This is a genomic window from Myxococcus sp. CA023 (genome assembly GCF_010998615.1).
Lineage (GTDB): Bacteria > Myxococcota > Myxococcia > Myxococcales > Myxococcaceae > Myxococcus.
Genome location: NZ_JAAEAH010000107.1, coordinates 1 through 14,429, shown reverse-complemented (window position 1 = coordinate 14,429; position 14,429 = coordinate 1). Strand labels below are relative to the sequence as shown.

General features: G+C 68.6%; 16 protein-coding genes. 6 read left to right on the top strand and 10 right to left on the bottom strand.

The annotated features are described in order from the left end of the window. Window positions 1-30: 30 nt before the first annotated feature. Window positions 31-1,224 (top strand): type II CAAX endopeptidase family protein, encoded by a 1,194-nt coding sequence (locus tag F8M74_RS33650; protein WP_216620617.1) that lies wholly within the window; start codon window positions 31-33, stop codon window positions 1,222-1,224. Window positions 1,225-1,240: 16 nt separating this feature from the next. On the opposite strand, the gene F8M74_RS33645 is transcribed toward F8M74_RS33650, so the two are convergent. The 3 genes from F8M74_RS33645 to F8M74_RS33635 form a co-directional block, all read right to left on the bottom strand. Next, entirely contained in the window at window positions 1,241-1,456 is a 216-nt protein-coding gene (locus tag F8M74_RS33645; RefSeq protein ID WP_140798334.1) for a DUF5818 domain-containing protein, read from the bottom strand. Beyond that, the gene (locus tag F8M74_RS33640; RefSeq protein ID WP_141257558.1) at window positions 1,453-3,246 is read right to left on the bottom strand and encodes a S8 family serine peptidase; all 1,794 of its coding nucleotides are present in this window, start codon (window positions 3,244-3,246) and stop codon (window positions 1,453-1,455) included. Before F8M74_RS33640 ends, F8M74_RS33645 begins: the two co-directional genes overlap by 4 nt. A 162-nt stretch (window positions 3,247-3,408) precedes the next feature. Continuing rightward, the gene (locus F8M74_RS33635) at window positions 3,409-4,041 is read right to left on the bottom strand and encodes an alpha/beta hydrolase (protein WP_141257559.1); all 633 of its coding nucleotides are present in this window, start codon (window positions 4,039-4,041) and stop codon (window positions 3,409-3,411) included. 162 nt (window positions 4,042-4,203) lie between these two features. Between F8M74_RS33635 and F8M74_RS33630 the strand changes: the two genes are divergently transcribed. Next, window positions 4,204-5,154, top strand: coding sequence for a hypothetical protein (locus tag F8M74_RS33630; protein ID WP_011553328.1), 951 nt, complete (start codon window positions 4,204-4,206; stop codon window positions 5,152-5,154). A gap of 90 nt (window positions 5,155-5,244) precedes the next feature. Here the strand turns inward: F8M74_RS33630 and F8M74_RS33625 are convergent, their stop codons facing one another. The 3 genes from F8M74_RS33625 to F8M74_RS33615 are packed head-to-tail and all read right to left on the bottom strand — an operon-like array spanning window position 5,245 to window position 8,415. Continuing rightward, window positions 5,245-6,441, bottom strand: coding sequence for a class I SAM-dependent rRNA methyltransferase (locus tag F8M74_RS33625; RefSeq protein WP_141257560.1), 1,197 nt, complete (start codon window positions 6,439-6,441; stop codon window positions 5,245-5,247). Between the two features lie 4 nt (window positions 6,442-6,445). Further along, the gene (locus tag F8M74_RS33620; protein ID WP_171410466.1) at window positions 6,446-7,276 is read right to left on the bottom strand and encodes an HAD-IIB family hydrolase; all 831 of its coding nucleotides are present in this window, start codon (window positions 7,274-7,276) and stop codon (window positions 6,446-6,448) included. Then, a complete protein-coding gene (locus F8M74_RS33615; protein WP_141257562.1) occupies window positions 7,276-8,415 on the bottom strand; it encodes a hypothetical protein in 1,140 nt (379 codons plus the stop codon). Before F8M74_RS33615 ends, F8M74_RS33620 begins: the two co-directional genes overlap by 1 nt. Window positions 8,416-8,458: 43 nt before the next feature. On the opposite strand from F8M74_RS33615, the gene F8M74_RS33610 reads away from it, so the two are divergent. The 4 genes from F8M74_RS33610 to F8M74_RS33595 all read left to right on the top strand — a co-directional run bounded on the left by F8M74_RS33610 (window position 8,459) and on the right by F8M74_RS33595 (window position 10,956). Then, entirely contained in the window at window positions 8,459-9,439 is a 981-nt protein-coding gene (locus tag F8M74_RS33610; RefSeq protein ID WP_141257563.1) for a magnesium transporter CorA family protein, read from the top strand. Window positions 9,440-9,461: 22 nt separating this feature from the next. After that, window positions 9,462-10,259 (top strand): alpha/beta fold hydrolase, encoded by a 798-nt coding sequence (locus F8M74_RS33605; RefSeq protein ID WP_141257564.1) that lies wholly within the window; start codon window positions 9,462-9,464, stop codon window positions 10,257-10,259. An 85-nt stretch (window positions 10,260-10,344) separates the two neighbouring features. Then, window positions 10,345-10,587 (top strand): peroxidase, encoded by a 243-nt coding sequence (locus tag F8M74_RS33600; protein ID WP_216620618.1) that lies wholly within the window; start codon window positions 10,345-10,347, stop codon window positions 10,585-10,587. Window positions 10,588-10,635: 48 nt separating this feature from the next. Then, on the top strand, window positions 10,636-10,956 hold the full coding sequence (locus F8M74_RS33595) for a carboxymuconolactone decarboxylase family protein (RefSeq protein ID WP_216620616.1): 321 nt from the start codon (window positions 10,636-10,638) through the stop codon (window positions 10,954-10,956). Between the two features lie 17 nt (window positions 10,957-10,973). Here F8M74_RS33595 and F8M74_RS33590 read toward each other — a convergent pair whose 3' ends face one another. From F8M74_RS33590 to F8M74_RS33575, 4 genes are all read right to left on the bottom strand, one after another. Next, window positions 10,974-12,143 carry a hypothetical protein gene (locus F8M74_RS33590; protein ID WP_141257566.1) on the bottom strand — a complete coding sequence of 390 codons (1,170 nt, stop codon included), beginning with the start codon at window positions 12,141-12,143 and terminating at the stop codon, window positions 10,974-10,976. Continuing rightward, window positions 12,140-13,639: a hypothetical protein gene (locus F8M74_RS33585; protein ID WP_141257567.1), complete on the bottom strand. Its 1,500-nt coding sequence runs from the start codon at window positions 13,637-13,639 to the stop codon at window positions 12,140-12,142. The genes F8M74_RS33590 and F8M74_RS33585 overlap by 4 nt, the downstream gene beginning before the upstream one ends. 185 nt (window positions 13,640-13,824) lie before the next feature. After that, window positions 13,825-14,202 (bottom strand): hypothetical protein, encoded by a 378-nt coding sequence (locus F8M74_RS33580; protein ID WP_216620615.1) that lies wholly within the window; start codon window positions 14,200-14,202, stop codon window positions 13,825-13,827. 36 nt (window positions 14,203-14,238) lie between these two features. Further along, window positions 14,239-14,429: membrane dipeptidase (locus F8M74_RS33575; RefSeq protein ID WP_171410465.1), on the bottom strand; the 191-nt coding region annotated here is incomplete at its 5' end.

The window sequence follows — 14,429 nt, the reverse complement described above, 5'->3', positions numbered from 1 at the left end:
GGCGTTGAGCCTCTGGTAGGAGAAAGCCCGTTGGAAGACGCCACCCCCAGCGACGTTGTGCCCCCTCCACCGGGGCCGCCCTCTGGCACCCGCATCAGCACGAGCCCCAAATGGCTCGCGGTGGTGAGCGCCGCGTTTGCACTCGGCGCGTTCATCCTCGTGGGCGGCACCGTCCAGCTCGCGAACCCAGCCTTCGGCATCTGGTTCACCGAGCTGGTCGTGTTCCTGGGCCTGGGCTGGGTGATGCTGCGCAACGCGGGCTGGCGCCCTGTCCTCTACACGGGGCTGCTGCCAGCGCCGCGAGCGGCCACCGTCTTCGGCTTCCTCCTGGGCGTGGCGAACTTCTTCGCGGTGGTGGTCCCCATCCAGTTCCTGGCCCAGTCGGTGGCGCCGGAGTGGCTGACGCGGATGTTCGACAGCTCGAAGCTGTTCGCGGATCAGACGCCGCTGGAGCTGGCCATCATCCTCACGGGTGTGACGGTGGCCGCGCCCTTCTGCGAGGAGTTCTTCTTCCGCGGCATCTTCCAGCGAGGACTCACCCCACCGGCACCCGCGCCCACCACCGCGCCCCTGGTCATCTCCGCCGTGGTGTTCAGCGCCTTCCACCTGGACCCAGTGGGCTTCCTGGCTCGCACGGAACTGGGCCTGCTCTTCGGGTGGCTCTACCTGCGCACCGGCTCGCTGTGGCCCGCCATTGGCGCCCACGCGGCCAACAACCTGGTGTCCTCGGTGCTCTTCCTGTCCGCCAAGGCACTGGGCACGGATGCCTCCGAAGCGACGTCTGAAGCGACAGACCCCCGCCTGGTGCTCGTGCTCGCTGCGGCGGGCTGGGCGGCCATGAGTGCCCTGCTCTCCTACGCACGGCGGCAGCCTGGCGTCTGGGGTCCCGGCGCACGCGCCAGCGACGAGGAGGCCCAGGAGCCCGGCCCCACGCCTTCCCTGGTGCGACTGCTGCTTCCCTGGGTGGCAGGGGCCACGGTGTCACTGGGCCTGCTGGTGGCCGTGGACTCGCGAGGGTTGGCCCTCAACTTCTACGACGCGCAGCACCCGCTGCCGACGCTGGAGTCCCCCCAGGCCCCCGCGCTGCATGCGGAGCGCAAGGCGTTGAGCGCGCTCCGCGCCTCGGCGCGCCGAGGGGAGCTGCCCATGGAGGCCTACTACGAGGAGCGGGAGCGGCAGATTCGCGCGCACCGCATCCAAACCGGGCCAGGGCTGAAGCCCTGACCCGCGCCGTGCCGCTTCAGACGAAGCGGTACGTGCTGACGTGGAAGATGGGACCCACCATGGCGCTGGTGAGTGTGTCCCCGTCCACGCTGCCTTCGGCTTCGATGCGCTGACCGTCCTTCTTCAGCTTCCGGTCCCCGCCAGCGAGTTGGTACGTGGTGCCGTCGTCTCCCTCCAGCACCCAGACGCCCGTTTCGATGTCACGGAAGACGACGCGGCCAGTGAGCTTCATGCGTCCTCCTTCTGGAGCATCGCGCGGGCGATGACGAGGCAGATGACGGTGTTGAAGCCCAGCCAGGGCTTGGCGAGGAACGCGAAGGGCAGCCACGCCAGCGCCGGCGCTCCGGCCCAGGCCGTGTAGGCCAGGAAGCCCGCGAAGCCGAGGGCTAGGCCCCCCATGGCCGACCGCAGCCCCCGCCACTTGATGGCCGGCAACGACAGAAGCAGCGGGATGAGCGCGCTGTAGAACAGCGGGTTCACCGTCCGGCCCCGGCCGAAGATGATGCGCTCCCAGTCCGGCAGGGGCAGCGACGCCACCTGCAGCACGTCTCCCGCGGCCCCCTCAGCGCCCCCGAACCAGCCGCGCAGGAAGAAGGCGCCCACCGTCGAGAGCAACAGCGGGATGAGGAAGGCGGGCCGCACCAGCACGTTGAGATAGCCCGGCCGCGCACGGCCTCGCAGCGTCAGCAGCACGAACGCCAGCAGCGCCAGCGCCCAGTACAGCGGCGGCCACTGCGCCGAGCCGCCGCCGCGCAGCGACGCGAGCGACGCCTCGGCGTTGAGCAGGCCGTGGCCGTACTGCTCGCTCCACGCCTGGTCCGCAGACTTCTTCGCGCCCGCGTAGAGGGCCTGCTCCACCTCGTCCGGTCCCTTGGCGCCGGCCGCGTAGAGCATCGCCGCCACGGCCGCGACGTGCGGCGTGGCCATGCTGGTGCCCTGGTAGGACGCATAGACGAAGCGCGAGACGTCGCGCGGGTCGAGGGTGTTCTGGAGGATGCCCCCCTGGTCGCCCCGGCGCTTGTCACCGCCCGGCGCGGCGATGTCCAACTCCTTGCCGTAGGAGGAGTACGGCGCCAGCACACCGTCCGGCCCCACGGCCGACACCGCCACCGCGCCCGGGTAGGCCGCGGGGAACTCCACCGTCGCACGCCCGCCGTTGCCGGCCGCGGCCACCACGGTGACGCCCTTCTTGCGCGCGTACTCCACCGCGCTGGCCATCACCTGCGAGTACGCCCCGCCGCCCAGGGACAGGTTGATGACGTTCGCCCCCTTGTCCGCCGCGAAGCGGATGGCGTCCGCGATGTCCGCCGTGTTCCCGCCACCGAAGTGGTTGAGCACCTTGACGGGCATCAGCGTCGCCTCGAAGGCCACTCCCGCCACGCCTTCGCCATTGTTGGTGGCCTGGGCGATGGTGCCCGCCACGTGCGTGCCGTGTCCGTGGTCGTCGTTGGCGTGCTCGTCGTCGTTGACGAAGTCGAAGCCCTTCACGAACTTCACGCCCTTGAGGTCCGGCGCCTGCTTGAAGTCGCCGTGGTCCTCGTACGCGATGCCAGTGTCCAGCACCGCCACCACCACGCCCTTGCCCCGGTTGCGCTCCCAGGCCTTGGGCATGTCGATCATCCGCAGGTTCCACTGCTGCGCGAAGTGCGGGTCGTTCGGCGTGAAACTGGCGCGGACCTCCATCATCGGCTCGGCGGCCTCCACGGCCGGGTGCTGGCGGATGCGCTCGAGCACCCCGTCCACGTCGTCCACGCCCACCGCCACCGTGAGGGCCTCGTCGGCGCTCTCCACGGAGTTGAGCTCCAGGTCGACGCCCCAGTCGGCCTCCCAGGCGTCGAACTCCGCCTTCGTCGTGCCGTCCTTGAAGTCCACGACGATGGCGCCCGCCACCACGTCCCGCGCATCGAGCGCCCGCAGATTCGCGGGGGGAGGCGTGTCCTGCTCACGAGAAGCGGACGCACAGGCGGCCGTCAGCGTCAGGGCCAGCGCCGCGCCACCCAGGGTCCATCGCACCTTCCGCATCAGGCCACTCCTTGAGAAACGAAACACGCGTCTGGAAGACCCCTACGAACGAACGTCACGACGATTGGGTCTGCACCGACAGTCTGGATGTCCCCTCTCCCTGCGTGCAAGAGCGGCGAGGAGGAGAAACGTGAAGAAGTACGATGGTTTGCGATACATCGGTCATCCGCCGGAGAGCCGCCGCAGCCAGGCCGCGACAGCCCGGCCGACCTGAGGAAGGTTCCGCTGGAAGGTAGGTCCGGCATCGTCGATGACCTCCAAGTCGCCTCCCGTCCGAGCGACAGCGGCGGATACGGCGGCCCGGGGCAGCCGGGTGTCCTCCTCTCCCTGTACCACCAGGAGCGGGCACGTCACCCGGGACAGGGCTTCCGGCGCCACCAGGGCCGGGGCCACCAGACACAGGCCTCCCACGGCGGGGTGCTTCGCCTGGAGCGCCAGGGCCACCTGGGCGCCCCCGTGGAGTGACGCCACCGCCAGCGCGTTGGCCCCCGTGTTCTCCAACAGCATCCGCATGGCGGCCTCCGCGTCCGCCAGCAGCTCCAAGTCCCGCCCCCGCGTGCCCTGACTGGCCCCCACGCCCCGGTGGTTGAACCGCAGCGTCGGAAAGCCCGCGTTCGCCGCCGCCCAGATGAGCTCCGCCGCGATGACGTGGTCCATGCCGCCCCCTTCGTCCGGCCGGGGCGGAATCACGAGCAGCGGCGGCGCCCGGCTTCCCCGGTGCGTGGTGCCCTCCATGACCTCCGACCCCACCGGCACCAGCGTCGCGCGTTCGAGGAACTGACCTTTCTGGACCATGCCCCCACCTTAAACCCCTCCCCCCTCGCGCGGCCGCGCACACGCGTCGTCCGACAAGAACCCACACACGATTTCACGTCGAATCTTCTCCAACAGGAAACTTCCTCGTGGATTCGAGGACAATGCGGAAACACCCCCAGATTCCGCAGGAGCCCCCACCCCATGAGCACCATCCAGCGCGGACGGAACAGCATCGCGCAGACCTCCCGCAGCACCGCCGACCGCGTTCGTGGAAGTGGCTCGACCGCCACCAACACCGTGCAGCCTCCCGTGACGGGTGGCGCCGCTCAGCGCGGCGTCGTGGTGGATGGCTTCGACAGCCGCTCCGCGCAGACGCGCGCAGTGGGTGGCGTCTTCACCGCGCCCGCGGGCTCCAAGGACAAGGTCTTCGACGGCAAGCTGGTGGGCGCCGGCGGCCAGACGTTCGAGCCGAATACACCGCTCAACCAGGTACCCGCCTTCGTTCCGGCGAACAACCCGAACGCCACGGCGACGGTCGTCTACGTCAACGGCATCAGCACCAACAAGGACGGCCAGGCGCGCGAGCTGCAGGCCCTCGCGAACAGCACCGGCATGCGCGCCATCGGCGTGCACAACGCCACGTCCGGAATGCTCGCCGACGTCATCCAGGCCGCGAAGGACAAGCTGAACAAGGGCAAGAACCCCGCGGTCGACTCGCTGTCGGACATCGTCTACTCCGAGCTGAAGGCGGGCCGTGACATCCACCTGATGGGTTACAGCCACGGCGGCCTCATCACCTCGCGCGCGCTGAAGGATGTCGGCAACCGGCTGCGCATCGAAGATGGGATGTCCAAGGCGCAGGTGGAGCAGCTGCTCAGCCGCGTCAACGTGGAGACCTTCGGCGCGGCGGCGACCACCTACCCGGACGGCCCCAACTACGTGCACTACGTCAACAACAAGGACGCCGTGCCTGTCATCTTCGGCCAGGGCAGCAAGGGCTGGACGCCGGGCGACCTGTTCCGCGACGCTGGCAAGGGCGCGCAAGTCCACCACTTCTCCGAGAAGGGCATGTTCAGCGGCGCCCACTCGCTGACGGAGACGTACCTGAACCACCGCGTCCCGTTCGAAGAGGGCCGCGCCGGCAACTTCTGAGCCACCCTTCCCTACCGGGAAACAGCGGAGGCCACGAGGTGATGAACCTCGTGGCCTCTTGCGTTTCAGCCCGCGATTCGCGGCGGCGGGCTACACGGACTGCAACACGTAGAACTTGAGGTACTTCCCCTCCGGGAACTGCAAGCGCACCGGGTGGTCCGGCGGCTGGTAGCGCTCCTCGACGAGCGCCAGGTCAACGCCCGCCTTGAACCCCGCCTCGCGCACCGCGCCCATGAAGTCGTCCGGGCTCACGCGCGCCGAGCACGACGCCGTCGCCAGCAGCCCCCCCGGCCGGAGGATGGCCAGCGCCTGCCGGTTGAGGGACGCATACCCGTCAATGGCCGCCTGCACCGCGCGCTGCGTCTTCGCGAAGGCGGGCGGGTCCAGGATGATGAGGTCGAAGGTGCGGCCCTCGTCCTTGAAGGACTGGATGATCTTGAAGACATCCGCCGCCAGGAAGTCGTGCTTCTCCGCGGCGATGCCGTTGCGCGTGAAGTTCTCGCGGGCCAGGGCGATGGCGTCCGGGTCCTGATCCACGGAGAACACGCTGTTGGCACCTCCCAACGCCGCGTTGACGGAGAAGCCGCCGCTGAAGCTGAAGCAGTTGAGCACGTCGCGGCCCTTGCCCAGCCGCCGGATGAGGTAGCGGTTCTCCCGCTGATCCAGGAAGAAGCCCGTCTTCTGCCCCTTCCAGGCGTCCACCATGAAGGTGGCGCCGCGCTCGCGGATGGGAATCAGCTCCGGGGCCTCGTGGCCGAAGAGCATCTTCCCGGAGCCGCGTCCCTCGTCCTCGTCGACGTCGTCGCGGCCGACCTCATCACGGCCGATGATGCCCTTGAGCCCGGGCACGCCAGCCTTCAGCGCCTCGATGAGGAGCGGCCGGTACGGTGTGAGGCCCGCGGAGTACAGCTTCATCACCGCCCAGCCCGCGTACAGGTCCACCACCACGCCCGGCAGGCCATCGCCCTCGCCATGAATCAGGCGGTAGCTGTCCGTGTCGGTGAGGTCGATGAGGGCCGTGCGCTCGGACAGGGCCTGACGCACCCGCCGGGTGATGAAGCCCGCATCCACGGTGTCACGCGAGTCGCGCGTGAGCACACGCACGGCGATGGCCGAGTGCGGGTCGTAATACCCGCGCGCCACGAACTTCCCGTTCTCCGTCAGGTCCACCACGCTGCCGGCCGGAATCTTCGGCACGTGCTCCAGCGCCTTGCGGAACACCCACGGGTGCCCCGCGCGCAGGTGGCGCCCCAGTCCGCGCGCCAGCTCCAGCTTCACGACATTCACGGTGTCACTCCTCACGGGCCGCGCCGCGGCCCCTCCGGGCCAGGATGGCGCGAGCCAGTTCCTCGAAGCCCCGCCCCTCGGGCGCCCGGGTGATGAAAGCAGGTGGCGCCTCGATGCGGTCCAGGACGGCCCGCACGTTGGCCACGCCCACGCCCAGTCCAAAGGCGGCGAACATCGGGGCGTCGTTGAAAGAATCCCCCGCGTATACATAACGGCCGTCACGCGGGTCCAGCCGTTCGCCCCACGCCGTCCGCGCGAAGCGGCGCGTGGCGCTCAGCTTGTCGAAGCGGCCCAGCCAGCAGTTGATGTGGACCGACGAGCGCACGGCCGTCACGCCTCGCGCCACCAGCAGGGACTCGATGCGGTCCGCTCCCGCGTCCCCCAGGCGGGCCTCCTCGTTGTAGTCCACCGCCAGGTCCACTTCCGTGTATGCGCTGTCCATGGACAGCCGCGCGCCGGGCACCTGCTTGAGCACCCGGGCCACCTCGGACTGGAGCCGCCGCCGGTTCGCCACCCGCTCCGCCGGCGCCTCCGCGTAGACCTTCCGCAGCCGGCCATGCGCGCCCTTCAGGAAGAACAGGCCACCGTTTTCCACGATGACGCCGTCCACTGGGAGCTGCCGCGCCCAGGCCTCTCCCCAGCCCGCCGGGCGGCCACTCACCAGCACCACGCGCAGGCCCGCGGACGACAGGCGCTCCAGCGCCCGCACCGTGTCCGAGCGCAGCTTGTGGCCCGTGGTCAGCGTTCCATCCACGTCGGTGAAGACACCCTCCACGCGGGACAGGTCGGCCTCGCGAAGCGGGCGCGGAACTCGCGCCTTCAGGAGCGCCTTCATCACATCACGTCCAGACCGGCGAGCAGGCCCTGGAAGGCGACGATGGTGGACCGCAGCTCGTCGGGCGGGAGTTGGCCCACCTGGAGTTTGCGCGCCTTGCGCAGGAAAGCGTCCAGCTCCGTCGCACGGCCGTAGAGGGACTGGCCGCTGCCGGCCGCCTCGGCCAGGGCCCGGGCCGCGCCCGCGGGGTCAGAGCCCACCAGCGACATGGCGCGCTCCAGCCGGACGCCGCACGACGCCCACACCTCGCGGTCATGGATGATGAGCAACTGTCGCTGGTTCACCGCGGACAGGCCCTGGACGAAGGTGTCCAGGGCCTCCACCACCGTCACCAACTCCGCGCGGGACGGGTTCGGGAGGATGGCCAGGCGGCCAACCTCGGCGCGCATCTCCACGATGTGCCGCTTGTCCTGCGCGCGCAGATTCCGGTACGCGGCCGTGCGCCCGAAGGCGTCCATTTCCGTCTGGAGCTGCTGGGCATTCCACTGCACGTCCTGCGCCTCCGCATCGCGGACCTTCTTCAGGCGCGCGGTGAGGATGCGGCCCAGGTCGGCGGTGATGGCGCGGACCGTTACCGCGGCCTTCACCTCCGCCGCGTAGCCCGGCACCACCTGGGCCCGCGTTGCCTCGCCCAGGAGGCTCGCCGACTCGAACACCAGGTTGCTCATCTGCTCGCGGAACCGGGCACGGATGCGCTGAACTTCCGCCAGCAGCGTCCACCGGTCACTCATCACCGACGGGTTGCGCATGGCTTCGCCCAGTTGGGTGATGCCCTGGGCAATCTGGCTCATCGCCTCCTGGAGGATGCCGACGGGGGCCTGCGTGCTCGCGCCGCCTGGAGACGGCACGGGGAACTCTTCCCGGATGACGTTCAGCAGCCCGTTGACGTCCATCACCGTGTCACGGATGACGGGCGCCATCTCTTCCCACAAGGAGAGGTCCGGCGAGGAATCCGCGACGGGCGTTTCGTACCGCACCAGGTCGAGGTCGCTCAGCCGGGAGATGGCGTGCGCGGTGGCGACGTACACCTTGCGCAGGCGGCCGGCGAACGCCGGATCCGGATGGGACTGGAGGATTTCTTCGAGCCTCGCGGACAGCGAGGCCTGGGGGGTCTCAGCGGCTTCAGACACGGGTGTCACACTCTAGCGCTCGACTTCCGCGCGGGGGAGTTCTAGCACTCGCATGCGGGCCATGCCGCTGGCTTGGGAGCGCTACGGGATGATTCAGGTCTGTCTTGTGAAGGACGGTCAACTTCTCACCGGTGGTGAAGAGCTGCTTGGCGAGGAAGGCCGGAAATGGATCGACGTCCTTCGTCCGACCGAGGAGGTGTTGGCCCGGCTGGCCGCTCAATTCGGTCTGCACAAGCTGGCCGTGGAGGACTGCCTCCACCTGGACCAGCGGCCCAAGCTGGAGGAATACCCCAACCACCTGTTCGTCGTCCTCCAGGGATTCACCGTCACGGGCAAGGACATCTGCGAGGTGACGTTGCACGAGCACCACTACTTCCTGGCGAAGGACTGGCTCATCAGCGTCCACGAGCTCCCCTTCGCGGGCCACGACACCGTGGTGCGCCGCGTGAAGGAGGACCCGCAGGCGACGCTCATCCGAGGGACGGACTTCGTCTTCTACATGCTGGCGGACACGCTGGTGGACGCGCAGTTCCCCATCCTCGACGCGTTCAGCGACGAGCTCGAGGACCTGGAGGTCGCCATCTTCGAGAAGCCGGAGAAGTCCCACCTGCAACGCATCTTCGCCTTGAAGCGGATGCTGGTGACGCTCCGGCGAGTGCTGTCGCCCCAGCGCGACGTGGTGGGCCTGCTGTCCCGGAGAGGCATTCCCCATGTCCACGAGAAGACGACGCTCTACTTCCGTGACGTGTACGACCATCTGGTACGCCTGTACGAGCAGATTGATACCGGGCGCGACATCATTGGCAACGCGATTGACGGCTACCTGTCCATGGTGGCGAACAAAACGAACGATATCTCCAAGCAGCTCACCATCTTCGCCACCATCTTCCTGCCGCTGTCCTGCATCGTCGGCTTCTTCGGGCAGAACTTCGACCGGCTCTACACGAACGGCGCCTGGTACTTGATGTGGGCGTCGATTCTCGGGCTGCCGGTGGGGATGCTCTTCTGGTTCAGGCACAAAGAGTGGCTCTGACATTTCCGCGAGGAGAGGAAACATGCTGACCGTCGCCGTGGATGGCGTCCCCCTGCACTACCGAGACGAGGGCAAGGGGACGCCCGTGCTGCTGCTGCATGCGTTTCCGCTGAATGGCAGCACCTTCGACAAACAGGTGAAGGCGCTGTCGGGGCGCTACCGCTTCATCATCCCGGACATTCGAGGCTTCGGGGAGAGCGCGCGGGGCGACGGCCCCACGGAGATGTCCCGCATCGCGCGTGACGCGCTGGCGCTGCTGGACGCGCTGAATCTGGACACCGCAGTGGTGGGTGGAGTGTCCATGGGGGGCTACGCCGCCATGGCCCTGCTGCGCGAGGACGCGGGGCGCGTCAGCGGGCTGGTGTTGATGGATACGCAGGCCACCGCAGACGACGCGGAGGGCAAGGCGCGCCGGGAGACCTCCGCGACACAGGCGCTGGAGGCCGGCGTGGAGCCCATCATCCAGGCCATGCTTCCCAAGATGGTGGCCGCGGGACCGGACTCACCGGTGGCCCAGGAGGTGGCGGCACTCATGCGCGCGGCCGCCCCCGCGAGCGTCGCGGCCGCGCTGCGCGGCATGGCCCTGCGTCCGGACAGCAAGGACATGCTGGCGCGGTACGCGGGCCCGGCACTGGTCATTGTGGGCGAGTACGACGCCCTCACCCCGCCGGCCAAGGCGAAGGAAATCGCCGGACTTATCTCCGGAGCGAAGCTGGAGGTCATTCCGAATGCGGGGCACCTGGCCAACCAGGAACAGCCCGAACGGGTCAACGCCGTGCTGGATGCCTTCCTGACGTCGCTTCAGGGGCCCAGCGCCTGAGTGCAGGCTGGTCGCACACCGTGGCCCATGCGAGCATGCGGGCTGGACATTCCAGCCCGCTGCCGCCGAGGGTGCCGTGGACCGCATGCATCTGAAGGATGTCGAGGACCGCGAATCCGATGGCCACTACGGCCGGCTGATTCGCATGGCCCGAGAGGTGGGCTCTCCCGTCCCGCAGATCTGGCACCTGTTCGCGTACAAGCCGCGACTGGGCGAGGCCCTGTCCCACTTCACCCATGAAGTCATGCGGGGCCCTTCCCCGCTATCGCCCGGGCTGAGAGAGCTGATTGCCGCGTACACGTCGCGCGGCAACCAATGCTTGTTTTGAACGGGCTCACACGCCGCGGTCGCGGCGGAACTGCTGGGCAATCCCGACATGGTGAAAGCGGTCCTGGAGGACGTGGCGACAGCCCCCATCTCCGAGGCCGAGAAGGCCCTCTTTGCCTTCGTGGACACCCTCAACCACCGTGCGGCGCAGGTGGGACGGGAGGACATCGCTCACTTGAAGGACGCCGGGTGGACGGACGAAGCCCTCTTCGACACCGTGACGGTGTGCGCGCTCTTCAACTTTTACAATCGATGGATTGACGGCACCGGCGTGCAGGACATGCCCGCGGAGATGTATCAGCGCAGCGGGCAGCGGATGGCCGCCACAGGCTATGCGCCGCCGCCGCCACCCGCGAAGCCCGAGGAGTAACACCGCCACGCGAGCGCTCAGCGGCGATGCTTCCGCTGGGCGGCTTCGAGGACGGAGTCCTTGAGGAGATAGCCGAATCCGGCATTTCGCAGGCGGAGGGACAGGTCGCTGGCCGTGGTGCGCAGACGCTCCGCCGTGTCCTCCAGATGCCAGTCGCACTGGGCAAGCTGTGACAACAAGTACGCCCGGCGCGTCTGTGCCGCCGACAAGCGATACGTCTTGAGGTACTCCAAGGAGCCATCCGTACCGACGATGGCCTCGCCGATGTGGTTCTCCTCTGCCGGGTCTAGCGAGGTGTGGAAGCGCTGGAGGAGAAAACCGCCCGCCTTGTAGACACGGGTGGACGACATGCTGGCACCGAAGAGGCTCCCGGCCATGAAACCGTGGAAGTCGGCCCAGTCCTGGCGCATGCGGTGCACCTCGTTGCGCAAGTCCTCCAAGCTGGACACCCGAGCGTCATCCAGCGTGAGCCCCAATTCGGGCGCGTCCCCCAGGAATCCGTACTGGAGCAGCAGGTCGCCATAGAAGTCCTCCACCAAAGTCCTGTGGAGCGCGCGGTAGTCATCCGGGTGCGCGACGACGAAGGCCGACAGCAACACGTCCGCGTTGAACAGCAGCAGGCCCACCTGCTGAGGATGGATTTCGAAGGTGCGCAGCGCCCCATCCAGCATGGGCGATGCCCACCCAGGGACCGAGCTCTCGGAGCGAGGGTCCAGGCCTCGCGAGAGGCCCTCGCGTGAATACTCGGCCCAGGCAATCTCCGGCCCGCCGAACTGCAAGGACAGGAAGCCCTCCATGGCCAGATGCAACGGGAGCATCCGAAGCTGGCGGCGGTCCTCACGGTGCACCATCCGGTGCAGCAGCCGGATGGAGAAGGGGCCAGCCTTCAGGCTCTTCCCGTCCACGGCTTGCAGCTGCGTTCCATAGACGGCTTCCGCCTGACGGTTTCCCCACGTCATGACCAGGCCGTGAGGAACATACGAGATGTACTTGAGGCCTGGCTCTTTCAGCCCCCCCTTCACCGAGACGACCGCGGCCACGTCGTCGTACGTCCGCAAGGTCATGCGGAGGTCGCCACGCACCTCGTCCCTCAAGACTGGCACCAACCGGATGCCGCCCCAGACCTGTGACGGAGCCAACCGCAAGCCCGCAGGCTCCAGCCGTTGAATGAGCCGTGCGTCCGTCATGATTCGCCCTCCTCCACCGGAGGCGCATCCTGACGGCGCCCCTCGTCATGGCCCTGCAGGCCCCCGGCGTCCCGCTGCAACATCGCGCCCGCGCGAGACGCGAGGTAGGCCTCCAGTTCGGAGAGCAACGCCACCCCCTCCGCGAAGCGCGCGAAGCCCAGCACCGTGGGCACATCCTCCGCGTCCCGGACACCCACCGTGGGCACGGCCGCACCGAAAGAACGGGGGGCATACCCCTCCGAATCGAACACCGGATTGACGTGGACCAGCGCCGTGTGGCGCTCCGGGTCGAGCTTCGAGCGAAACACGCGCGTCAGCTCGGCCACCGCCTTGGGCGGGTCATTGTCGTAGCCGTCGGAGACGATGACCACCAGGTCGGCGCCCCAGGCCAACGCCTCCAACAGCGGCGTGGCGATGTCCGTCTGACCTCGTGCACTGACGAGCAGCGGCTCCTCCACCGGGCACGTCCACCACGCGCGGTACTCCCGGGCGGCAGCGGATAGCAGGTAGTGCGTGGCCAGTGCCACACCGAGAGGACGGCGGCGCTTCTCCAGCGATCCGGACGACGAATAGCTGTTGTCCAGAATCGCGGCCACCCGCTGCAACGGCGACGGGGCCCTGCGCAGGACGCGGGCCGCGGCCTGCTCCAGCGCGGCGTCCAGCTCCGCGTGGCGCTCCCGGCGAACCTCCGGCGACAGGGCCAGGACATACAGCGCCAGCTTCGTCAGGGATGCCCGCCCCAGGTCCACCGGGGGCGGCGTCCCGCGCTCGCGCGCCGCGGATTCTTGCAGGCGCAGGCGCTCCGCCGCCGTGAGGCGCGGCTCGATGCGCCGGAGGAACACCTCGCGGGAGATGCCGTGCTTCACCGCCAGGCCCTCCGCCACCGTGTACGGCAGCTCGTACAGGGCCTCGTGGGTGTAGTGCGCGCGGCGAAAGGTCTCCAGCAAGGGCTGGGTGAAGGAGCGCTTCTTCCAGCCTCGGAAGAGGAACGGCCCCAGCTCTCCCTCCAGCTTCAGGTGTCCGTGGGACACGGCGGCGCGCAGCTTGGAGCGGTACTTCACGGCGTCGAAGGCCAGGTTGGCGCGACCGTGCACGTAGTCCCGAGCAATCGCACGCGCCCGGCGGTTGTTGATGCGCCGGCCGCGCAGGGACTCCAGGACACGGAAGGCCCGCTGGGGCGGCAGGGCGCGCAGCGCGGCGGCGATGAGCGCGCCCTCCTCCGCCTTGTCCCGGGCATCCGCTGGGCTGCCACTGGCGAGCAGGTTGAGGATGATCTGCGCTTGATTGAAGTGGTTGATGCCCGCGGCGAGCGTCCGTGCATACAGCCGGCGGTAGTTGCCCAGGATGTACTGGTGCAGGAACTCGATGGAAACGGACTGGCCGCGCGCGTCGCCGTAGAACTCCCGCTGCCCCGTGCAGGAGAAGCAGGCGTTGACGAACATCACCAGGTCTTCGCGGGTGACCTGCTCGACTCGGGCTTCCGCCAGTGCGGCCATCGTGTGCACGTCCTCCCCGGGCACCCGGGCTTGGGAAAGGAAGCGCCGCTCGGGGAAGAGTGAAGCGACCGCGGGTCAGGCTCCAAAGGCTTGAATCGGAAGTCGCATCGGAGTCCCGCGAGCGGCGCGCCGAGGCTACCACACGATTCGAGGCGAGGGGCCTGACACCCCGGCCAGCACCAACCTCAGGGCTGGCACGTCACCTGGCTATTTTCCACAGTGCAGGCGGAGCAGGTAGCCGTCTCCGTCAACACGCCCTGGCGGCACTCCAACACGGCCTGGCCGTCCGCGCGGCACAGCCCCGTGCCCTCGGCGCTGGAGGCACAGGCGTCCCCCGCGACGTTGTTGGACGTATCACACCGCACGGCCTCCGACGATTCACGGCAACCCAGTGGGCCCCGGCAGGGCAACTCACGCCAGGTGCCGCCCCGGCACTCCAGCGCCAGCACCCGCTCCTGACAGACGAAGCCGCCTCCTTCGCAGTCGCCTCCCGCGCTCGGGCCACAACCAGCGAGGAGCAGAGAGCCAACCAACGGGACGAGTGCGAGAAGTGAGCGGTTCATGGGCACCAGCCAATATTTCGAGCGTCCCGCCGCCGGTCAACCACCCAGTGTCTCCTGGAAGAAACGACGGAAGTTTCCACCCATGACGCGTTCCACCCAAGACGGTGGATGACGGCGCAACAGCGCCTCGGTGAGCAAAGGCAACCCGGTGACATCCTTCATGCCACGGGGAAGCGGCACCATTCCGTCGTAGTCGGAGCCCAACCCCACCCCGCCCTCCCCCATGA